Annotated in this window: 15 protein-coding genes; 9 read left to right on the forward strand and 6 right to left on the reverse strand. The window is 59.9% G+C overall.

What is annotated here, in order from left to right:
- Positions 1–19: 19 nt before the first annotated feature.
- Positions 20–5,245 carry an FHA domain-containing protein gene (locus tag HNQ65_RS17805; RefSeq protein WP_184341431.1) on the reverse strand — a complete coding sequence of 1,742 codons (5,226 nt, stop codon included), beginning with the start codon at positions 5,243–5,245 and terminating at the stop codon, positions 20–22.
- A gap of 165 nt (positions 5,246–5,410) precedes the next feature.
- On the opposite strand from HNQ65_RS17805, the gene HNQ65_RS17810 reads away from it, so the two are divergent.
- Positions 5,411–6,214 carry a hypothetical protein gene (locus HNQ65_RS17810; RefSeq protein WP_246438358.1) on the forward strand — a complete coding sequence of 268 codons (804 nt, stop codon included), beginning with the start codon at positions 5,411–5,413 and terminating at the stop codon, positions 6,212–6,214.
- Positions 6,215–6,220: 6 nt separating this feature from the next.
- Here HNQ65_RS17810 and HNQ65_RS17815 read toward each other — a convergent pair whose 3' ends face one another.
- Positions 6,221–6,868 carry an FHA domain-containing protein gene (locus tag HNQ65_RS17815; RefSeq protein WP_184341433.1) on the reverse strand — a complete coding sequence of 216 codons (648 nt, stop codon included), beginning with the start codon at positions 6,866–6,868 and terminating at the stop codon, positions 6,221–6,223.
- Positions 6,869–6,998: 130 nt separating this feature from the next.
- Here HNQ65_RS17815 and HNQ65_RS17820 point away from each other — a divergent pair, with 130 nt between their 5' ends.
- Positions 6,999–7,463, forward strand: a complete 465-nt coding sequence (locus HNQ65_RS17820; protein ID WP_184341435.1) for a hypothetical protein — start codon at positions 6,999–7,001, stop codon at positions 7,461–7,463.
- A gap of 20 nt (positions 7,464–7,483) precedes the next feature.
- Here the strand turns inward: HNQ65_RS17820 and HNQ65_RS17825 are convergent, their stop codons facing one another.
- Complete coding sequence (locus tag HNQ65_RS17825; RefSeq protein ID WP_184341437.1) at positions 7,484–8,491, reverse strand: metallophosphoesterase; 1,008 nt, start codon at positions 8,489–8,491, stop codon at positions 7,484–7,486.
- Positions 8,492–8,533: 42 nt separating this feature from the next.
- Between HNQ65_RS17825 and HNQ65_RS17830 the strand changes: the two genes are divergently transcribed.
- Positions 8,534–9,448 (forward strand): FAD:protein FMN transferase, encoded by a 915-nt coding sequence (locus tag HNQ65_RS17830; protein WP_184341439.1) that lies wholly within the window; start codon positions 8,534–8,536, stop codon positions 9,446–9,448.
- A 61-nt stretch (positions 9,449–9,509) separates the two neighbouring features.
- Positions 9,510–11,525, forward strand: a complete 2,016-nt coding sequence (locus HNQ65_RS17835) for an ATP-dependent DNA helicase (RefSeq protein ID WP_246438359.1) — start codon at positions 9,510–9,512, stop codon at positions 11,523–11,525.
- A gap of 84 nt (positions 11,526–11,609) precedes the next feature.
- On the opposite strand, the gene HNQ65_RS17840 is transcribed toward HNQ65_RS17835, so the two are convergent.
- Positions 11,610–12,872: a Glu/Leu/Phe/Val family dehydrogenase gene (locus tag HNQ65_RS17840; RefSeq protein WP_246438368.1), complete on the reverse strand. Its 1,263-nt coding sequence runs from the start codon at positions 12,870–12,872 to the stop codon at positions 11,610–11,612.
- 53 nt (positions 12,873–12,925) lie between these two features.
- On the opposite strand from HNQ65_RS17840, the gene HNQ65_RS17845 reads away from it, so the two are divergent.
- Positions 12,926–14,467, forward strand: a complete 1,542-nt coding sequence (locus HNQ65_RS17845; protein WP_343076569.1) for a carboxypeptidase M32 — start codon at positions 12,926–12,928, stop codon at positions 14,465–14,467.
- A gap of 5 nt (positions 14,468–14,472) precedes the next feature.
- Here HNQ65_RS17845 and lexA read toward each other — a convergent pair whose 3' ends face one another.
- Positions 14,473–15,108 carry a transcriptional repressor LexA gene (lexA, locus tag HNQ65_RS17850; protein ID WP_184341441.1) on the reverse strand — a complete coding sequence of 212 codons (636 nt, stop codon included), beginning with the start codon at positions 15,106–15,108 and terminating at the stop codon, positions 14,473–14,475.
- A 92-nt stretch (positions 15,109–15,200) separates the two neighbouring features.
- Between lexA and HNQ65_RS17855 the strand changes: the two genes are divergently transcribed.
- Both HNQ65_RS17855 and HNQ65_RS17860 read left to right on the forward strand, forming a co-directional pair.
- Positions 15,201–15,872 carry a tetratricopeptide repeat protein gene (locus HNQ65_RS17855; protein ID WP_184341443.1) on the forward strand — a complete coding sequence of 224 codons (672 nt, stop codon included), beginning with the start codon at positions 15,201–15,203 and terminating at the stop codon, positions 15,870–15,872.
- A 3-nt stretch (positions 15,873–15,875) separates the two neighbouring features.
- On the forward strand, positions 15,876–17,042 hold the full coding sequence (locus HNQ65_RS17860) for an aminotransferase class I/II-fold pyridoxal phosphate-dependent enzyme (protein WP_184341445.1): 1,167 nt from the start codon (positions 15,876–15,878) through the stop codon (positions 17,040–17,042).
- Between the two features lie 3 nt (positions 17,043–17,045).
- On the opposite strand, the gene HNQ65_RS17865 is transcribed toward HNQ65_RS17860, so the two are convergent.
- A complete protein-coding gene (locus HNQ65_RS17865; RefSeq protein ID WP_221306209.1) occupies positions 17,046–17,504 on the reverse strand; it encodes a hypothetical protein in 459 nt (152 codons plus the stop codon).
- A gap of 431 nt (positions 17,505–17,935) precedes the next feature.
- Between HNQ65_RS17865 and HNQ65_RS17870 the strand changes: the two genes are divergently transcribed.
- Together HNQ65_RS17870 and HNQ65_RS17875 are read left to right on the forward strand one after the other, a co-directional pair.
- Positions 17,936–18,949, forward strand: a complete 1,014-nt coding sequence (locus tag HNQ65_RS17870; protein ID WP_184341449.1) for a hypothetical protein — start codon at positions 17,936–17,938, stop codon at positions 18,947–18,949.
- 658 nt (positions 18,950–19,607) lie between these two features.
- Positions 19,608–20,558, forward strand: a complete 951-nt coding sequence (locus HNQ65_RS17875; RefSeq protein WP_221306210.1) for a hypothetical protein — start codon at positions 19,608–19,610, stop codon at positions 20,556–20,558.
- Positions 20,559–20,586 lie beyond the last annotated feature (28 nt).

Below are 20,586 nucleotides of genomic sequence, written 5' to 3' on the forward strand. Positions count from 1 at the left end.
AAAGATTCCGGATGCGGGGCTACTGGCTGGAGGTCCGGACCTCCACTTTGCGCAGGATAATCTCGTGCCCCTCGCCACGCGAGAAGATAAAACCGGACCGGCAGCTTTCGGTGACCCTCGGCTTGGCCTTGCCAGGCAGGGAATCCACCACCGCGATCTTCTTCCGCAGGTCCAGATCCACCTCGGTGCCGGGGGCCACGTCAAATTCGCTCACCCCATGCTGCAGTAGAATATCCTCAAACGACGCACGCAAGGTCACCAGCTGCTGCGGCACGTCACTTCCGTTGGAGCCTGCGTAGCGTGCCACCAGTGAATCGATCAGGTCAATTCGCTTGATGATGTCGTTCGCAAACATGACCACTGTTCCCTCGTCCGTGGGCAGGCCCCTGCGCATGACCTCGTGTTTCTCCTCCAGCTCCACGAGCTGTCCGCGCAGCCGCTTTTCGATCTCCTGCCACTTCTTCAGCTGGGCTTCGGCCTGGGCAAATTCCCGCTTCATGCCCTCCAACCGCTGCAGTTCGGCCTTCGTTTCCTCGATCTGGCTGACAGAACGCTGCTGAGTGGCCCCTAGATCGGCGATCCGCTTTTCCATCTCGGCGATCTGCTTCTTCTGCTCCAATTGGTAATTTTGCAGGGCCGCCGCCTGTTTCTGAATGTCGGCGCTAAATGCCTTGAACTCCGCATCCGCGCCTTCCCGGTCCTTGCGCGCCTGTTCGGCTCGTGCCATTTCCCGGTTCAGAGACTCCTGGGCCGCATTCAGCTTCACCTGCAGCGCCAGCTCTTCCTCGGAGGTTTTGCGCAGGGACTTGTTGATCTCCGTCTGGCGGGATTCCAGCCCCATGACCACCTGGCCCAGATCGAGAATCCGACCACCGACGTTAATGTAATCTCCCAGCTCGGTCTTTCGTGTTTCGATCCTTGTATGCAGTTCCTTGAGGGACACGTCTGCCTCCTCTAATGCCTGCTTCTGGGTTTCCACAACCTTGGCCAGCCTCTCTTCTTCAGTCTTGAGATTCTGCACGCGGTCAAGCCGCTGCCGCAGTTCGCCTTCGATGGCGGCTGCGTCTTTTCTCGCGTTTTCTGCCTTCGCCTTCGCTTCCTTGACCTCTTTTTCCAGCTCTCCCAGCTGAGCTTCGGCGGCACGGGACTGCTCCTGCGCCGCTTTCAGGCGTGCGCTTTCCTTGTCCACATCCGCCTGCGCCTTCATCACACGTTCCTCGCGCAGCTTGTGCGCCTCCTCCAGCTGGGCCACCTGCTGCTGCAGCTCGCTCAGCTTCTTGTTCTGCGTGTCGGTGGTCACATTCAGTCTGGTGACAAACTGCGAGGCCTCCTCACGCTCTTTCGTCACACTGACCAGCATGGCCTGGATGCCTGCCAGCTCAGTGTTCAGCGCCGGGATCTGTTTGCGCAGGTTCTTTTCCTCAGTGCGTGCAGCCTCAGCGGCAGCCTCAGCCTCGGCTCGCTTTTGTTCCGCTGCCAGCTGCGCAGCCGTGGCCTTCTCCACACGCTTCTCAGCTTCGGCAGCTTTGACCTCGCTCGCCTTGACGTTCTTGGTTATTTCGGCCAGCTGCGCATTCTCCGCCTTCAGGGCTGCCTCGAGCGCGGCGCTTTCCTGCTTCAGCCGTTCCTGATTGCGCGCGAGTTCCGCCAGCGTCTTCTCCTCGGCAGCACGCTGCGTTTCGGTGTCTCGCAGGGATTTGGTCGCTGTAGCGATGCGGGCATCCAGATCCGCCAGTTCAGCCAGCCGCTTCTCAGCTGCGGCAATGCGCTCCTGCACTCCCTTGAGCCTCGTCTCGGCAGCGTTTGCTTCGGCCAGCTTCGTCTTGGTCTCTGCTTCCAGGTTGGCACGCTTGTCACCGAGAATCTTGTCCAGGTTGGCTGACTCGATCCGCAGCGCATCCAGGGCGGTGTCCGTCTCCTTGCGTCGTGCCACGGACTCCTGCAGCGCTGCTGCTGCCGCATCACGGTCTTTGATGAGTCCAGCCAGCTCGGCTTTGAGATTGTCCGCCTCCGCCCTTGTCTGCGTCACGCTGCCGCGCAGGTCGGGCAGCACGGCTTCGAGATCCGTCCTCTCCTTCGTCAGACGCTGCGTTTCTGCCAGCAGCTTGTCACGCTCCTGCGTGGCGGTGGTGATCACAGCGGCGAGCTCCGCATGTTGTTTGTTGGCTGCAGCCAGCTCCTTCACCCGCTCATCCAGCCCGCTGGTCTGCTGCTTCAGCTCGGCCACACGTGCCTCAGCTGCCGTCACCTCCTTGCTTCGTTCAGAAAGGCGGTCCTGCAGATTCTGATGGTCCGACTCCGCAGCGGCAAGCTTCTGCTGCGTGCTGGCATGCGTGGCCGTCAGCGTGGCGATCACAGCCTCCAGCCCGCTGATTTTTTCCGCGAGCGTGATTTGCTGCTGCGAGCTCTTCTCTGCAGCAGCGGCTGCGGCGGCCGCTTCTTTTTTACGCTCGGCCGCAGCTGCCGTGGACTGCTCCAGATCCGCCTTGGCCAGCGCCAGCTGCTCAGCCACCTTCTTGTGCTCAGCCTGCAGAACTTTAAATTGCTGATCAGCCGTGGAGGCCAGTTCTTCCAAGTTCTTGCTGCGCTGTTCGGCGGCGGCGGCCTTCGTCTCGCGTTCCTGCAATTCGCTTTCGGCTGCTTTCACCTGCTCGCGCAGCTTGCCCAGCGCCTGCGAAAGCTCAGTCTGCTGCTCTTCGATCTGGCGCACTTCTTTCTCCAGAACTTCGCGGCGCTGCGTCAGGGTCTGCGTCAGCAGGGTCTGCGCACGGCCATGCTCGGTGGCGGCGAGCAGTTCGCGCGTGCGCTCATCCCTGTCTTTCACCAAAGCGGCCACCGCAGCCACCACCTCAGCCTTGTGGGACTCCACCGCCTTCAGGGCATCTGCAGCGTCCTTCAGTTTCGAATCGGTCGAGGCCAGATCATCCAGCTTGTTGGTGAGATCCGCCGCTTTGTCCTCCAGCGCCTTCACCTGTGCCTGCAGGTCTGCCAGCTGGGTTCCACGGGCGCTGATCTGTGCTTCCAGATCCGCACGGCGCTTCTCGGCCTCCAGTCGCTCTTCTTCATCCAGTTTACGCGTATCTCGGGCTTGGCGGTCCAGATCGGCCAGCCTGCTCTGCGCTTCCTTCTCCTGCGCGGCATAGGCGGCCTCCGCGTCTGCTTTTTGAGTATTCAGCCCCGCCAGCTTCTGTTCGGCAGCCAGGTGCTGCTGCTCCAGCTCTGCAAGCTGCGCACGGAGGGAGTTCATCCGCTGCTCGGCGGCGCTGGCGTCCGTCTCATGAGTCTGCTGCCTGCCCATCAGCGCCCCGATGGCGGCATCCAACATCCCTCGCTGGTTCTCCATCTGGCCCAGCGTCTGCGTCAGTGCGTTCAGCCGCTCCTCGTTGCCCTTCAGTTCAGAAATGCGTTTTGCGATGCCCGTTTCCTCGCCGCCCAGTTGAGCGATTTGCGTCTGGGCGGCCTGCACCTGCTGCTGCGCCTTGGCTAGGGCGGCGTTCACAGCCTCCACTTCGCTCTGCTTGGCCTCGCGTTGGGAGTCCAGTTGCTCCAGCGCAGCCCGGCGCTCATCCAGCTTCAGGTCCAGTTCCTGCAGTTCACTGCTGCGTTTGCTGCGCTGCTCAGCCTCAGACTTCTGCGCATCTGCCTGCAGCCCGGCCAGGCGTTTCACCTCAGCCTCGGCGCTCTCGGTCTGCTTTTGCAACCCCGCCAGTTTTTGCGTCACGCTAGCCTCGTCTGCCGCGAGCTTGGCCACCGCGCTTTCGCGTGTGGCGGCCTCAGCCGCGGCTTTCTGCAGCGCGTCATTCTTCGCAGCCAGCTCTCCCTGCAGTTTCGTCAGCTCAGATTGCGCCTTGGCCAGATCCGCCCCTCGGGCCATCACCTGGGCCTCCAGAGCCTTGAGCTCATCGCTGCGTTTCGATTTCAGCTCAGCCTCGGATTTCTGCGCCTCGCCTTGCTGCTGGGTGGTTTCCTTGAGCTTGGCTTCTGCAGCCGTCAGTTGTCCCTGCAGCAGTCCCAGTTTCTCGTCGGCGGCAGCCACTTCTGCCGCAGATTTGGCGGCGGCGGCTTCCTTGGCCGCCACTTCCTCCTGCATTTTGGCCAGACTGCTCTGCACCTGCTCCAGCGCAGCACGTTTGGCGGTCAGATCTGCCTCCAGACTTTGCAGTTCCGCACTTCGTTGAATTTTCAGCTCGGCCTCTGATTTCTGCGCCGATGCCAGGAACTTGTTGATGGACTCGACCTTTTCCTGGGCAGCCTTCTCCTCCGCCAGAAGCTTCGCCACAGAAGCCTCTCGCTCCTTGCGCTGTTTGTCTGCCTCCGAGTGCAGGTTTTGCAGCCCCTGCTGGGCCATGTTCAAATCTTGCTCCGCCTTGCTGACGAGCGTTCGCGTGGTGTCCAGTTTGCTCTCCAGGTTGCTCAGCTCACGACGCTTGGCTTCCAGCTTGCCTGCTTCAGCCTTGGCGTTCTCCATTTCAGCCCGGGCGTTTTGCACCTGGCCGCGCAGCTTCTCCAGCTCCACCTTGTAGCCTGTAATGTCAGCCTGGGTCTGGCTCAGTTCCTTGCGTCGCACCTCCAGCGTGGCGTCCAGAGACCGGGCTTCATCCTGTTTCTTCTGCTCACCTTCGCCTTCCGTCTTGCTGGTCTTGGGCTTTTCGGCCTCCTCGCGGATGGCCACCACTGGCTTCGCGGCCGTGGGCGGTGGCGGAACAGCACTTGGCTTGGGGATCAACGACGGCGGCGGCGCGCTGCCTCCAGGCGGCCGCAGGGCATCTGCCGGTGCACGTTGCAGCACCGGCTTGGTGACTTCGATTTTACTGGTCTCCGGTTTGGAGTCGGGCTGGTCATTCTTGTCCCGCGCAGGGATGCTCTCTGTATCTCCCTTCTTTCCATCTTCCCGGCTGGGCTGGCCTTTGGCGGCCACAGCCTTCGAGCCTCCATCCGCCGCCATTCCCTTTGGCGCACGCTCTCTAAAGCGGCTCTCCAGCTGCCCAAACATGATGCGGTCCCCCCCTTTGACCCGGGCGCGTTCCACACGCTTGCCATTGACAAAGGTACCATTTGAGGACTTCAAATCGACAATCTCATACCCCCCGTCCGGCTGACGGATAAACTCGGCGTGAAAGGTGGAGATGAACGTATTGTCGATGACAATATCGTTGCTGGCTTCACGTCCTATGGACAGCCGTTCTTCGAGGATGTCGAAGACGAACTCATTTCCATCATTAAGGTTGAAGGCCAGATACGGCATGCCGGACGCGCAGAAAAGACTGAAGGGTCAAAAGAATAAGGGTGAAAAATCAGTGAAGCAAACTTAATGAAATTCGTCGATTGGGAGCAAGGGTGAAGAAGCTATTGTTACAAAAACCACTTCAATTGCACAGAAACATTTAAGATTACAAAAATATAAAACGTCATGCAATTGACCAAATATTTTGCCTTTCTGCTGCTGGGACTGAGCACTTTGAGCGCCTGCGCAGAGATTCCAGCCACCGGCAGCCGCCTCTCCCCCGCCCAGCTTGACCGTGTAGGAAAGCGGATCTGGCAAAATGAGTGCGCAGGCACCGTGGCCGGGCTTACCAGCTGGAATTCTGGGGAGGATTTTGCCTCCCTCGGCATCGGCCATTTCATCTGGTACCCCCAGGGACGCAGTGGCCCCTTTGCCGAAAGCTTCCCCCCCTTGATGGCCTTTCTGGCCTCTCGCAGCATCTCCACTCCGGCCTGGGCGCAGGGAGCCTGCCCGTGGCCTGACAAAGCCTCTTTTGAGGCAGATAAAAACGGCGAACGCCAGAAGGAGCTGCGCACACTCCTGAGCAGAACCGTCAGGCAGCAGGTCGAGTTCATCATCACCCGCATGGAGGCCGCCCTGCCCAAGATGCTGACACAAGCACCAGCCAAGGACCGCGCTTGGGTGCAAACAGCCTTCCAATCCCTGAAAACCACCCCCGAGGGACAGTTTTGCCTCATCGATTATGTGAACTTCAAAGGCGAGGGCACCAGCTCCAAAGAGCGTTACAAAGGGCAGGGCTGGGGCCTGCTTCAGGTCCTGCAGGCCATGGGCGAGCACTCAGACAGCCGCACACCTTGGAATGCCCAGTTCGCGGAGGCTGCGAAGCGCGTCCTTAGCCGCCGAGTCGCCAATGCCCCCGCAGAGCGCAACGAAAAGCGCTGGCTGGCAGGCTGGCACAATCGCTGCGACGCCTACCGCCAGTCACTCTAAATCCGCCTATTCGTCAGCTTTGCGCTCGATCTTGATCTTGGGCATCGAGCCAAAGAGCTTGTCCTTCAGGTCAATGATCAGGTTGCCCTCCATCTCCTTGGAGTGGCGCATCGCCAGTCCCACGGCAAATGCGATCACAAACAGGCCTGCAACGATGATCCCGGTCATGCAGCCGCTCTCGGTCGTGTCAGGATAGCTGCCCGCAGCCGGCTTGCCGTAAGCACGGCGCACCGGGCTCAATGCACGCCCAGCCGGCGCAGGTCTGGATGCAGCAGGAATTTCGGCGCTGATCACCGGCGCTGGCGGCGGCAGGGATTTGGCCACGCTTGGCGGAGCCACTGGCTTTTCCTCCAGCACCGAGGGAGCATCCCCAGCATAGAACACCGACTGCACATCCCCGAATCCGACGCGGTCGCCGTCCTTGAGCAGTGCCTCCTCGATTTCAGCTCCGTTCACCCGCGTCCCATTGCTGGAGCCCACGTCCTGCACGTAGTACCCGTCTTCGGAGGACTTGATGACTGCATGCCGCCCCGATGAGGAAGGACAGGTCAGCACGACATCACTATCAGGATGTCTGCCGATGGTGGTGACATCGCTTTCCAGCTTGTGGACGAGCGTAGTGCCGTCTTCCATGTAAAAAACTACCGAAGCCATGAATGCGGGGGATTAGGGGGTGAAAGATCGTAAAACCTGTGAAAGGTACTAACAGCCGAACAGAATCTTGGGATTTTCCTGATGCAACGGCTATATTAGCGTGTGAGAGTGATTTCTCGCTTTTTGTGCCATGCGCTCCCCTGCCGCCCCATCCCCCCTGGTTTTCCTCGCACTCTGCACTCTGATGCTGCTGGCACCGGCGGTGTGGCTGCACGCAGGTGAAGCTGAAGACGCCGAAAAAGCCGCCAGCGCACTGGCCTACGACCAGGAGAACGAAGGCTACAACATCCGCGCCGAGGTCTGGACTCGCACGCTGGAGCCCAAGCTCGGCAAGGCCACCCGCCTGCAGCTCTACAAAGGCAACGAATACTGCTTCTGCATCGCAGCCCCCAAAAACTCCGGTGTTCACATCACTGGCGCAGTTCTCGATCTCGAAGGCAAGCCAGCCGGCGAAATCCTCCCCGTGCTCGACGGATGGGGCTTCGTCCTTTTCTACAAGCCCAAGAAAACCGGCATGTACATGGTGGCCATCCACCAGACCGAGGAGGGCAAGCACAAGGTCGTGCCTATCTCCATGGTCACCGGCTACAAGTAGACCAGTTCTCAAAAAGATAATCAGCCCAGCTTGAAGCTGCCGTCCTGCAGCTTCGTCACGCGGTGCAGCGCCGCTCCATCTGCTGAATAATGCGTGAAGTTCAGCGCCTGCGCAGTGATCTGCAAATGCGTGAATCCATGCACGTCTTGGCCAAACGGCACCTTGTGTTTGACCTCCATCTTGCGCGTCCTCGCTCCGCCGCCGCCTGAAAGCAGGTGCGTCGTAAAGCGCCCCTCCAGCTCCAGGTGCTGCAGGTCATGATCATGCCCGCAAAGATAGGCATGCACCTTGTGCTTTTGAAAGAGCGGATCCCACTGCGCAATCAGCTGCTTCGTGTCGCCATGATCGCCGTTGGAATAAAGCGGGTGATGCCCCACCGCGATGGTGAAAGGCGCGCGCGGCTTCGCCAGTTCCGCCTCCAGCCATGCCAGCTGCGCTTTTTCCTCCTCCGCTGTCATCGCCCCACGCGCTTTTTTGGTCTTCTTGTCCACCCCTCCGGAAACGGCGGGCAAGTTGCTGTCCAGGCAGAGGAAAGTCACCAGCGGACTTCCCGCCTGCCCAAGGTCAAAGCGGTACCACTTGCCCGGCATCTTCCAGCGCACCCCCGGCTGCGAAGCATAGGCCAGTTGCACCTTCTCACCGCCCGCGTTGTCATGATAGTCGTGGTTACCCAGCACACTCCACATCGGCCCCGGGAAAACACTCTGCGGATACATGTTTTCGATGTCCTTCTGCCAGCGCGGAGAGTCCACCTTGAAGCCTTCCTTGACCGGCCCATAAAAATTATCACCCAGCAGCAGCAGTCCCTCGGGCTTCAGGCCATTCGCGGTCACAAATTTCTGCATCGCCCCCGCCACCTTGATCTGGTCCACCCCGCCCGTGCCAAAGTCGCCGATCATCAGCAGGTGCAGCCCTTCCTTGCCCACTTCGGCAGCCGCACGGTCACTACGCAGGTTCAAAGCCATAGCGGCTGACGAACAGAACAGCGTTTGAATGGCACGGCGGCGGGAAAGGGGAGCAGGATTCATCGTGCTGGCTCAAACGACACTCCTCTTCACTTTCTCTCACTCATGCGTTTCGCTCTTCTGCTCCTGCTTCTCTGCGGCTGCTCACGTGAAAGCCCCACCTCCGTGGGCGGTCACACCATGGGCACCACCTGGAGCCTGCGCGTGCATCCCGGCTCGCACCTCCCTCCTGCGGCGGAGATCCAGCAAAAGCTCGACGCCTGGGAGTCCATTCTCAGCCACTGGCAGCCGGAATCTGCCCTGTCTCGTTTCAACACCTCGTCCAGCACCGACTGGATCTCCGTCCCGCCCGAACTCATCGAAGTCGTCGAACTCGCTCAACGCATCAGCACCGAAACCAATCACGCATTCGACATCACTCTCGCCCCTCTGATCGATCTCTGGGGCTTCGGCTCCAGCGGCAGACGTAACGCACCTCCTTCATCAGAAGAGATCACCGCCTCCAAAGCCCTTTGCGGCTGGCAGCACCTCCACACCCGCCACGACCCTCCCGCCCTGCGCAAAGACATCCCGGCACTCCGCATCAATGTCAGCGCCGTGGCCGAAGGCTGGGCACTCGACCACCTGGCAAAGCACCTGGAATCCTCAGACCTGCATGACTTCCTCCTCGAAATCGGCGGCGAAGTGCTCGCTCACGGCGAATGGCGTGTCGGCATTCAGGCACCGGCAGCCCCGCCCGGCGAGACCGCACAAACCCTGCTGCTCAGAGATCAGTCCATCGCCACTAGCGGCGTTTACCGCCAGCACTTCATGGCAGATGGAAAAGAATACGCTCACATCCTCGATCCCCGCACCGGCAGCCCCATAGCCCACCCCCTCGCCTCCGTCAGCGTCATCCACTCCAGCGCCGCTCTGGCCGATGGCTACGCTACGGCGCTTCTGGTGCTAGGCCCCTTGGAAGGCCGCACTCTGGCCGCAAAGCTCAGCCTCCAGGCAATCTGGTTCGAGCGTAAAAAATAACTCCCAGCTCAAAAAGCCCGTTGCCCTGAGCCCGGCGCTCTCTGCTATCACACTCCCCTGCATGTTTCACGTCGCCGAAGATCACGAAGAAGGAATGACAGGCCGCATCTCGCGGCCTCCTCTCGCGCCACGCATGCACCATGCCTTCTCCACCGAAGGCCGGATGGCCGCCTCTCCGCAGTTCGAATACCGCCCCCAGCAGCAGCGCATGGCAGAGCTCGTCGGTGCCGCGCTGGATGGCAACCACGCCCTCGTTTGCGAAGCCGCCACCGGAGTCGGCAAATCCCTCGCCTACCTCGTTCCCGCCGTCACCTTTGCCCTTGAGCAGAAGCGCAAGGCCATCATCTGCACCCACACCATCAATCTGCAGGAGCAGCTCATCTCCAAGGACATCCCCATCGTCCGGCAATTGGTGGGCAATTTCCACGCAGAGATCCTCAAAGGCCGCGGCAACTACATCTGCCCCACCCGTCTCAAGCGCGCCCTCAATGAGTCCGCAGACCTCTTCTCCACTTCCGAAGCCGGTGAATTGAAGATGCTTCTCGACTGGGTGGCGGAGACCGAAGACGGCACGCTGAGCGATCTCGACTTCACCCCCAGCGCACGCGTGTGGTCCCTCGTCTGCAGCGAGCCCCACGCCTGCACTCCCCGCCGCTGCCCGCCCGGCAGCCGCTGCTGGTACCAGGACGTCCGCCGCCGCATGGAGCAGGCCGATGTTATCGTCCTCAATCACACGCTGTTCTTCACCCTGCTGGCCTCAGCAGATGAAACCACCGCCGAGGACTGCAATTTCCTCTTCCCGCGCGACTTCGTCATCCTCGACGAGGCCCACACCATCGAGAACGTCGCCGCGAAAGCCTTCGGCCTTCACATCAGTGAATCCAACATCAAGTTCGAGCTCGGCCGCCTTCACAATCCCAAGACCCGCAAAGGCTTCTTCCAGCTCCTCGGAGACAAAGACGGCATCCGCGAAGTCCTGCAGACACTCGAAAACGTGGACACCTTTTTCCGCGAAGCTGAGGCCGCCTGCAAATTCAACGCCCTCGGCCGCGAGTTCCGCGTGCGCGAAGCCGGCCTCATTGAGGACACCCTCAGCCTGCCGCTCCAGCGCCTCTCACTGCGCGCCCAGAAAGCCGGCGATGCCGTGGATCGCGAAGGCACCAAGCTCGAACTCCTGGATCTCTCCAAACGCCTCACCAGCATCCGCGTCGGCATCAAGGCCTTCCTCGATCAGGAAAACGAAGACCACGTCCATTGGGTCGAGCGCACCAGCCACGAAAACCGCATCGTCTCCTTCCACACTGCCCCTGTCGATGTGGCCCCTCGCCTGAAGCAGATTTTCTTCAGCAGCCACAAGGCCTGCGTCTTCACCAGCGCCACCCTCGGCATTGGCGACGACTCGGAGTTGAACTACTTCCGCAATCGCGTCGGCGCTGAGGACGCACGCGCTGCCTGCATCGAAAGCCCCTTCAATTTCAAAAAGCAGATGAAGCTCTATCTGCTCAAGAAAATGCCGCAGCCTTCCGATCCGGGTTACCTCGAAAAGCTGGAGCACTGGATCACCCATTTCGTCGATCTCAGCAGCGGCCGAGCCTTCATTCTCTTCACCAGCTACAGCCAGATGACCTCACTGGCAGACAAGCTCGAAGCCCACTGCGACAAGCGCGGCTGGCGTCTGCTCGTCCAAGGCCGCGGCATGCCCCGCCACCAGATGCTCGCCGAGTTCAAAAGCGACACCCACAGCGTGCTCTGCGGCACCGACAGTTTCTGGACCGGCGTGGACGTCCCCGGCGAAGCCCTCAGCAACGTCATCATCACCCGCCTGCCCTTCGCCGTGCCGGACCACCCGCTCACCGCCTCACGCATCGAGCACCTCGAAGAGCAGGGCCTCAACGCCTTCACCGAATACAGCGTCCCCGAGGCCATCCTCAAGCTCCGCCAGGGCGTCGGCCGCCTCATCCGCACCGCCACAGACAAAGGCATCTGCGCCATCCTCGACAACCGCATCCTCACCAAGCCCTACGGCCGCGCCTTCCTCGCCTCCCTGCCGGAGTGTCCGACAGAGATCATGCAGTGACTTTAAATCCTCCTCTTTCTCCTGCTCCTACTCTTCCTCCCTCATTCCGGCGGCTTGGATTCCGGGAGGAGGCAGCGAGCCTCATCACGGAAACAGCCCCCGCATCTGCTTCGCCTCGTGCACCCGCTGGATGCCCAGGCTCAGCGCGGCAAAGCGCATGCTGACACCACGTTTGCGGCTGAAGTTGATCGTCTGCACAAACGCCTGTTCCAGGATGCGGTAGAGCTTGCTCATCACCTCCCCCTCATCCCAAAAGAAGCTCTGCAGATCCTGCACCCACTCGAAATAGGAGACCACCACACCGCCCGCATTGCACAGGATGTCCGGGATCACAAAGATCTCAGGACGCTGCGCGATGATCGCATCCGCCTCCGGCGTGGTTGGCCCGTTCGCTCCTTCGGCCAGAATGCGGCACTGGATCTTCGCCGCGTTGTCTCCCGTGATCTGCCGCTCCATCGCCGCCGGCACCAGCACGTCACACGGCGTGATCAGCAACTGCTCGTTGGTAATCGCTTCTGCACCATCAAATCCGACGATGCTCTTCGTCTTCGCCACATGCTCGTCCAGCTTCGCCAGATCAATGCCCTTCGGATTATACAACCCGCCAAACGCATCGCTCACCGCGATCACCTTGAGCCCCATGCGGTTCAGTGAAGCTGCCGCCACACCGCCAACATTCCCGTAACCCTGCACCACCGCAGTCGCTCCCTGCGCATTGATGCCCAGCGTATCCATCGCACGTGAAATCAAATACGCCACACCACGTCCCGTCGATTCCTTGCGCCCCAGCGATCCCCCCAGGCTCACCGGCTTGCCCGTCACCACCGCCGGCACGCAATGGCCGCTCTGCAGCGAATACGTGTCCATCATCCACGCCATCGTCTGCTCATTCGTTCCCATGTCCGGCGCAGGAATGTCGATCTGCGGCCCGATGAACGGAATCAGCTCCTGCGTGTATCGCCGCGTTACTCTCTCCAGTTCCCCTATCGAAAGCGCACGCGGATCGCACGTCACACCACCCTTGGCCCCACCATACGGCAGCCCGGTCAGCGCGCACTTCCAGCTCATCCACATCGCCAGCGCACCCACCTCTCCCAGCGTCACATCCGGATGGAAGCGCACACCACCCTTCGTCGGCCCCAGCGTGAGGTGGTGCTGCACACGGTAGCCCATGAAGACCGTGGTGCTGCCATCATCCCGCCTCACCGGCATCGCCACACTCACGGCGCGCTTCGGCATCTTCAATCGGTCTCGGGCGCTTTCCGGAATCTCCAAAAAATCGGCCACCAAGTCAAACTGCTGGCAGGCCATGCGGAAAATCGGCGAATCATAAACTTGGGGAATCATGCTGCTCATGGTATCAAAGCATACGCACGCCGCAGAATCTGCGAGCGCAGTTTGTGACTGTTCTTTGCGATGTGGTTTCGCTTGCCAGCCACACACGCCGCTGCCAGTTCATCCACATGCCCAACGCCTATCAATCCCTTTGCGAAGTCATTTCTGAAATCGCCCTCCTTACCTCCACCGAGGCCGTGCTCGGCTGGGACCAGGAAACCTACATGCCCTCACACGCGCTGGATCACCGCGCGCGTCAGCTCTCCTACCTCACCGGCAGAGCCCATTCGCTGCTGACCTCCAAAAAGACGCTCAAACTGCTGGAGCAGGCCGAGAAAGAAACCAGCGAGAATCCCACCCACGCCGCCAACATACGCGGCCTGCGCAGGGATATCGACCGCGCCACCAAGCTCCCCCAAAAACTCGTGGAGGAAGAGAGCCAGGTCTGCGCCCACGCCAAGGCCGCCTGGGTCGAGGCACGCGGTAAGTCCGACTTCGACCACTTCGCCCCTCACCTGGAAAAGGTGCTCGGCATCGCCCGCAAAAAAGCCGACCTTTTCGGCTATGATGACGAGCCCTATGACGCGCTTCTCGATCTCTACGAACGTGGTGCCAAAACCCGCGAAGTCGCCGCCCTCTTCACCAAACTCCGTCCCCAGCTCGCCGAAATATCCCGCGCTGCTGTGGCCAAATCCAGCAAGGTGAAACCTGGCGCGCTCAAAGGCCGCTACCCGATTGAAAAACAGCAGGTCCTCAACCGCGAAATCGCCCAAAGCCTCGGCTTCGATTTCGAGGCCGGTCGCATCGACACCACCGCTCACCCCTTCTGCACCACCCTCGGCCCTGGCGACGTCCGCCTCACCACCCGCTACGACGAAAAAGACTTCCTCTCCTCCCTCTTCGGCGTCATGCACGAAGCCGGACACGGCCTCTACGAGCAGGGCCTCCCCGGACTCGACTACGGCCTCCCCAGCGGCAGCGCCGCTTCCCTCGGCATTCACGAATCCCAGAGCCGCCTCTGGGAAAATCATGTTGGCCGCAGCCTCATCTTCTGGAAAAAGTGGTTCCCCCGCGCCCAGGAGCTCTTCCCTCACCTGCGCAAAGTGAAGCTCGACGCCTTCATGAAGGAAATGCTGCGCAGCGAGTTCAGCTTCATCCGCGTCGAGGCAGACGAAGCCACCTACGATCTCCACATCCTTCTCCGCTTCGGCATCGAACGCCGCCTCGTTAAAGGCGAGCTCTCCGTCCAGGACGTGCCCAAAGTCTGGAACGAGGAATACCGCGAACTCTTTGGCATGACGCCACCCGACGACCGTCGCGGCTGCCTGCAGGACATCCACTGGAGCATGGGCGGCCTCGGCTACTTCGCCACCTACACCCTCGGAAATCTCAATGCCGCCCAGCTTTTCGCCACGGCCAAAAAGCAGAAGAAAATCGCCGCCGCTCTGGAGAAATGCGACTACGCACCTCTCCTCCAGTGGCTGCGCACCAATGTCCATTCCAAGGGCGCCGCCTTCCTCCCTCAGGAGATCATCTCCCAGGCCACTGGCAGCCCCACGGACGCCAAATGGCACATCAAGCACCTGCGCGAGCGCTACGTCGGCTGATCTCCTCAGCCCTGCCGCACATGCCGGATCAGCCCGATCATCACGCCTTGGATGAGCAGCTCTCTCGCAGGAATCAGATCCGGAAACTCAGGATTCTCAGCCTGCAGATAAGGCTGGGAATCCTTGATGAGATACCGCTTCAGGGTGCTCTCGCCATCGATCAAAGCTGCCACGATATCCCGCGGCCTCGGCTCGCGGATTTCGAGAATGACAATGTCTCCATCGCCAATCAGCGCGCCGATCATCGACTCACCCCGCACCTTCAGCGCAAAGCTCTTCGCCGTGCGCGGAATGCCCAGCGTGTTCACATCCACCGAAATGCAGCGGTCCGCATTCTGCACCATGTCCGCCGCAGCCATGCCAGCCGGGATCTGCCCAAACACCGGAATGTCCACGATCTCCGCTCGGTCCAGGTCTTCAGGAAACACCACAGCGCGCGCTTTGTGCGGATGCCGCTGAATCACGCCCTTCTTTTCCAGCGCCCTCAGGTGGCTCATCGCCGCCGTCTGGCTGGAAAAGCCAAAATGCCGCTGGATGTCACGCGTGGAGGGCATGACGCCGTTGCTGCGCTGGTAGCTGCGCAGATACTCCAGGAGTTCCTGCTGGCGGGCGGTAAGGCGGGAGTCAGTTTCAGTGAACATGTTCAATTCAAGGCTGTTCGGGCGAACATTCCCCTTCCTCCCAGATACGCAAGATGTTTTCCTGCGCTGGTTTCAGCGCATAGTCCCCCACCATGTCGCCCTCGCTTTTGCTGAAATCCTCCCTGCCGCTTCTCCTGGCCGCAGCCATTCACGCCCAGGAGGCTCCATCCTACACCCCGGCCAAAACGGATAAAACCGGCATGCTGCCTCCTTTCACCAAGGTGCTTGGAGAGCGTGCTGCCGCCGCCTTCGGCAAGCAGGACTGGCCCGCTGCCCGCAAGGCTTACCTGGAAATGCTCGACCTCGACGATGGCAATGCCCTCGTCTGGGCCAACCTCGGCGCTGTGGAGCAGCAGGCCGGCGATGAATCACGCGCCATCGATTGCTTCGAGAGATCCGTTCAGCTCAATCCCCAGCTCGCCCAGACATGGACAGCCCTCGGACTGCTCGTCCAAAAAAAAGGCGATACCTACCGTGCCATTTCCTGCTTCTCCCGTGCCATTCATGAAGAACCCGAAGATGCTCGCGCTCACAATTACCTCGCCATCGCCGCCAAGAGTCTTGGCTGGACCGACGCCGCTGAGGCCGAACTCCAGCGCGCCATCGACCTGAAGCCCGACTACGGCATCGCCCACTTCAACATGGCGCTGATGCTCCTGGAACGCCGCCCGCCCGCCATCGAGCTCGCACGCCGGCACTACGAAAAGGCGCTCACCCTCGGTGTCGCCAAGGAGGAAGTCGTGGAGGGCCGCCTCAAGGACTGACCCATGCCGGACACGGAACGCACATGGAATATTGCCGCGCAGCTGGACGATTTGCGCGCACAGGAGCTCTGGCGCGAGCTGCGCCCGCTGGATGAAGCACACGGCCTCACCGTCCGCTCAGGAGACCGCGAATGGATCAATTTTTCCTCCAACGACTACCTCGGCCTGGCTCACTCCCAGGAAATGCAGGCCGCGCTGGAAGACGGCATCGCTAAATATGGCGGCGGTTCGGGTGCCTCGCGCCTCGTGTGCGGCACTCATCGCTCTCACGTCACTTTGGAGGAGGCACTCGCCCATTTCAAAGGCACTGAGGCCGCACTCACTTTCAGCAGCGGCTTCGCCGTCGCCCTTGGCACCATCCCCGCCTTGGTGGGCGCAGGGGACACCATCATCCTCGACAAGCTCTGCCACGCCAGCCTTGTGGATGCCGCCCGCCTCAGCGGAGCCACCATTCGCGTCTTCCCACACAACCATCTCGACAAACTCGAGCGCCTCCTCCAAACCGCCCAAGGCCGTGTACTCGTCGTCACCGAGTCCATCTTCAGCATGGACGGCGATGCCGCTCTGCTGAAGGAAATCGTGGAGCTGAAATCCCGGCACGGTGCCTGGCTCCTGGTGGATGAAGCCCATGCCGTGGGTGTGCTCGGCCCTCAGGGGCGCGGACTCTCTGCCGCTCTCGGCGTCGATCAGCAGGTGGATCTCCATCTCGGCACCCTCAGCAAGGCCTTCGGCCTCAGTGGCGGCTATCTGGCGGCATCGCGTCAGGTCATCGACCTCCTGATCAATCGCGCTCGCAGCTTCATCTATTCCACCGCACCGCCCATGCATCTGGCACATGCGCTCACGACCATGATTGATCTGATCAGTAGCCGACGCGGCGATCTGCTGAGATCAAAGCTCCACACCAATGTCGGCCAGGCTGTGCAGTTGCTCAAAGACATCGGCATGTCACCACCAGCAGTTCAGGCAGCCATCCTTCCCGTCATCATCGGAGAGGCCTCACAGGCGCTGGCCGCCAGTGCACGCTTGCGGGATTCTGGCTTCCTGATTCCCTGCATCCGTTATCCCACCGTGGCACGTGGCAGCGCCCGCCTCCGCATCACCCTCAGCGCTGAGCACTCAGTTTCACAAATCACAGCACTGGGCAGCGCCCTGCAGGCGGCCCTCTGAGCTTCACGACTCAGGTTTTTTCCCCAGGATTTCCAGCGCCCTCCTCCTGGCATCTTTGATCTCCTGTGCATTGAGCAGTATGCCGTTTTTGCCGGAGGCCATCAGGTTCGTATGCTCCTGTCGGTGCTGCAGAAAAAGCACATGCCCCAGTTCATGGGCCGCCACACGTGCCACCGGATTGTCAGATCCGCCTGCCACTGGGTGATATTCGGGCTTCTCACATACCACCACAGGCTCTCCGTAAAAAAAACCGTTCGGGCCCATGTCCTTCACAAAGCAGACATCAATCGCAGTCGCACTAAAATGCTCCGTCGGAATGGCTGCTTTGACCCAATTTCGATCTTTGATATACCATCGTTTTTCAGGAATTTCCAGAGCTTGCAGGTTATCTATACACTCCAGCTCAAATCGGATTCCGGCTTGAAACCAGATGCGGTTCACCTCTTTAAAAATCAATTCCACATCCTCTTTATTAAGCGTTGTGCTTATCCTTGGGTTCATAACCGACTGCATCAAATGGACTCTCACTCTCAGGCTGATCAGGGTAAATCGCTCAGCCGCATGTGCGGGCTGCAGGCATAACAGCAAAACCACGGCAGCAAGGCTGCAACCCTTGATAAACCAGCAAAAAAATGGGCTCTCCCACCTTGGATTTAACATATTTAGCGACATAAATTTTCCGATTTTACAAGAGCAAGTTATTCACAAAACAAGACATTACTGCGGGCGCAAAAAAATGCTCAGAATTAAAGAAAACGCTTTGCAGTGATTAGACCGCTGCTAACTTGCAGGCTGAACGGCTCACGTACCTTGCTCCAAGACACTAGTCTTGAAGCAATTCATGCGAGTGTCCGACCTCAACCCAACCAACCTAATACCAAACTAATCAGACTATGAAATTGAACGCATTGCTGAAAACGCTGGGGTTCTTGGCACTGGCCGCCACTCCCGTTGTGGCCGGTACTTCCGCACCCGCCCCGAAAAACCCGATCGCTCCCGCTCCTGCGAACGACGACCTTGGCATCACCGCCTCCATCGGCTATGATTCCAACTACGTCTGGCGTGGTATCAACTACGGACAGCATTGGGTCCGTGCCGGCCTCAATGGTGGCATCCTCCTCGTCGGTGGCGCCGCTGAAGACGGCGCTGGCAGCACCTCCCTCCTCTGGGACGTGAACTACGGCTCCCTCGCTGGTGACCAGGATCATTTCTCCCCCACCCTTGGCGCAGGCTCCGGCATCAATTCCACCTCCTCCTTCCAGCGCCTTCAGCTGGGTGCTGCCATCTCGCACGACTTCGGTCCTGCTAGCGTCAGCTTCGGCTACAGCTTCATTCACAACATGGGCGCCCTTGCCAACGGTTCCGGGCTCAACCAGATCGGCTTCCCGGCCTCCTCTGGCTACGGCATGAATGACATCCAGCAGCTCACCCTTGGCCTCAACACCAACCTTGGCCCGATCGCTCTGGCTTCCAGCGCCAACTATGACCTGTTCAATGGCGGCTGGTACTTCGACGTGACCGCCAAGTCCACCATCGCTGTGACCGACGCTATCAGCATCGTTCCTCACGTTGGTCTTGGCTATGGCCTGAACTACAACGCTGGCTTCACCCAGGGTTCCCGCAACCTCATCGGTGGCGGTGGTCTCAACGGTGTCTTCGGTGGCAGCTCCTACACCAAAGGCGTCACTGGCTGGACCGCTCTGAACGTCGGCATCGACTTCCCGATCAAGCTGAACAGCCGCGCCACCCTGACCCCCTATGTGGCTTGGAATCTGCCTATGGGCCCTTACTCCAACCTCGCTCGTAGCGCTACCCAGCCCTACTTCTTCGGCGGCGTCGGCGGCGGCCCAGCCACCGCTTTCCACAGCGTGGCCTACTACGGCGTGACCCTGAGCGTCCGCTTCTAATCGTTCTCTGAACGAGCATAACCCTTCAAGGTTAACCCCCTGGTGAAAGCCAGGGGGTTTTTTGTTTTCTATTTTTGCCTCCCTGTGTGTAGCAGAGTAGCTCACCGACTCCGCGTGCACGATGCACAGGACAAGCGCCTTCCAGTTGCACAGAAGCAGAAATCCCCCCCTGCATCCGGCAATACACCCACCCAGCCCCTCACTTGAGGCACACCTGCGCCTGATTATTCACGCTGACATTCGCCTCTTTGCTTTCAGCATGATCGTTCCATTGAAGCCATCAAACTAAGCCTGCGTAAACTTAGCAGCACAAAATAGGACCTCTGGCTCATTTTTGGCATCAATCGGTCACGCCTCAGGATATCGGCCACCATCCTATTCAGCTGGGGAAAATTTTCGAAAAAAATTTGCCTCCTGTCACAACTGGCAAAAAAAACGATTTATTTTTTGCTCCCAAAAAACGCTTCGGACCAAAGCCCATTCCACCTTCACAACTGAGGGAAATATCTTCTGAGCAACCCTCACCTTTAGAATCTGGGTCATTCAACAACCGCCATAACTTGGCACGGAGCCTGCTCTCTTAAAAAAGCGCTAGCTGCTCTGCCATCCCGGTCAGTTCAGCGCCTCAACACCAACAATAACTAAACTCGACCAACACATGAAGCCCAAAAGCATGACATCATTCATTGCCAAGTCGGTGACCGTTCTTGCTGCCTGTGCAGCGCTGAACGCTTCCGCCGACACTCCGGCAGCGAAAGGCCCTGCCGCTAAAAACCCCGTCCCAACCACTCCGGCTGAACCAGGTGCACTCTTCGACTCCATCGGAGCCACCTTTGATGCTGGCTACGACAGCCGCTACTACTTCCGCGGTCTTTGGTTCGCCGACAACATCATTTGGAGCGCCCTGAACATCAGCGTGCCGATCACTGAGAAGCTCTCCTGGGGCATCGGTGGTGCTTACATCAACACCGCTGGCACTCCCTATCCAAATCCTGCTGGTGGTCCCGGCACGAAGAGCGCTTCCGGCTTCCAATACTCTGAAGTCGACGCCATCACTAGCCTCAACTACAACGCTGGATGGGCCAAGTTCGGAATGCAGTACCAATACTACTTCTATCCGGACAACTACGGTGGCAGCATGAATGGTGCTCCCAACGCTGGTTTTGACCCTGAATTCGCCCTGAAAGGCGCTGGTGAGCTTGGCTGGACCGTTGCAGTGCCGATCAAGGCCTTCAACATCTACGCTGGCTACTACTACGACTTCCGAATCAATGGTCAGTACATCTCTCTTGGCGCAGATTACACCTTCGCCATCAACGATTGGCTGAGCATTGTTCCTTCCGTCGCAACCGGCTATGGCATCGACTACTACACCGGTAACGGCTCCGCCGGCACTGGTTTGGTGGGCAATCGCGGCCAGAGCCTGCAGGACACTCACAAGACTGGTTTCACCCACCAGCTCTACACCATCGCCGTGCCGATCAAGCTGACCAAGGCCGTGACCCTCACGACCTACGTCGCCCTGAACCACAGCGACAAGCTCCGTGCCGCCCTCAACACGACTCAGAACGAGTTCTATTGGGGAACCAAGCTGAGCTTCGCGTTCTAATTTGCGGGGCTTGAAGCCTCTCAATAAC

The sequence above is a fragment of the Prosthecobacter vanneervenii genome (assembly GCF_014203095.1).
Lineage (GTDB): Bacteria > Verrucomicrobiota > Verrucomicrobiia > Verrucomicrobiales > Verrucomicrobiaceae > Prosthecobacter > Prosthecobacter vanneervenii.

Excerpts from the sequence above, each read along its gene's own strand:
- HNQ65_RS17860 (WP_184341445.1), top strand. The coding sequence starts at position 15,876 with ATGCCGGACACGGAACGCACATGGAATATTGCCGCGCAGCTGGACGAT.
- HNQ65_RS17825 (WP_184341437.1), bottom strand. The coding sequence starts at position 8,491 with ATGAATCCTGCTCCCCTTTCCCGCCGCCGTGCCATTCAAACGCTGTTC.
- lexA (WP_184341441.1), bottom strand. The coding sequence starts at position 15,108 with ATGTTCACTGAAACTGACTCCCGCCTTACCGCCCGCCAGCAGGAACTC.
- HNQ65_RS17870 (WP_184341449.1), top strand. The coding sequence starts at position 17,936 with ATGAAATTGAACGCATTGCTGAAAACGCTGGGGTTCTTGGCACTGGCC.
- HNQ65_RS17840 (WP_246438368.1), bottom strand. The coding sequence starts at position 12,872 with ATGATTCCCCAAGTTTATGATTCGCCGATTTTCCGCATGGCCTGCCAG.
- HNQ65_RS17820 (WP_184341435.1), top strand. The coding sequence starts at position 6,999 with ATGCGCTCCCCTGCCGCCCCATCCCCCCTGGTTTTCCTCGCACTCTGC.
- HNQ65_RS17815 (WP_184341433.1), bottom strand. The coding sequence starts at position 6,868 with ATGGCTTCGGTAGTTTTTTACATGGAAGACGGCACTACGCTCGTCCAC.
- HNQ65_RS17830 (WP_184341439.1), top strand. The coding sequence starts at position 8,534 with ATGCGTTTCGCTCTTCTGCTCCTGCTTCTCTGCGGCTGCTCACGTGAA.
- HNQ65_RS17805 (WP_184341431.1), bottom strand. The coding sequence starts at position 5,245 with ATGCCGTATCTGGCCTTCAACCTTAATGATGGAAATGAGTTCGTCTTC.
- HNQ65_RS17810 (WP_246438358.1), top strand. The coding sequence starts at position 5,411 with ATGCAATTGACCAAATATTTTGCCTTTCTGCTGCTGGGACTGAGCACT.
- HNQ65_RS17855 (WP_184341443.1), top strand. The coding sequence starts at position 15,201 with ATGTCGCCCTCGCTTTTGCTGAAATCCTCCCTGCCGCTTCTCCTGGCC.
- HNQ65_RS17835 (WP_246438359.1), top strand. The coding sequence starts at position 9,510 with ATGTTTCACGTCGCCGAAGATCACGAAGAAGGAATGACAGGCCGCATC.
- HNQ65_RS17875 (WP_221306210.1), top strand. The coding sequence starts at position 19,608 with ATGAAGCCCAAAAGCATGACATCATTCATTGCCAAGTCGGTGACCGTT.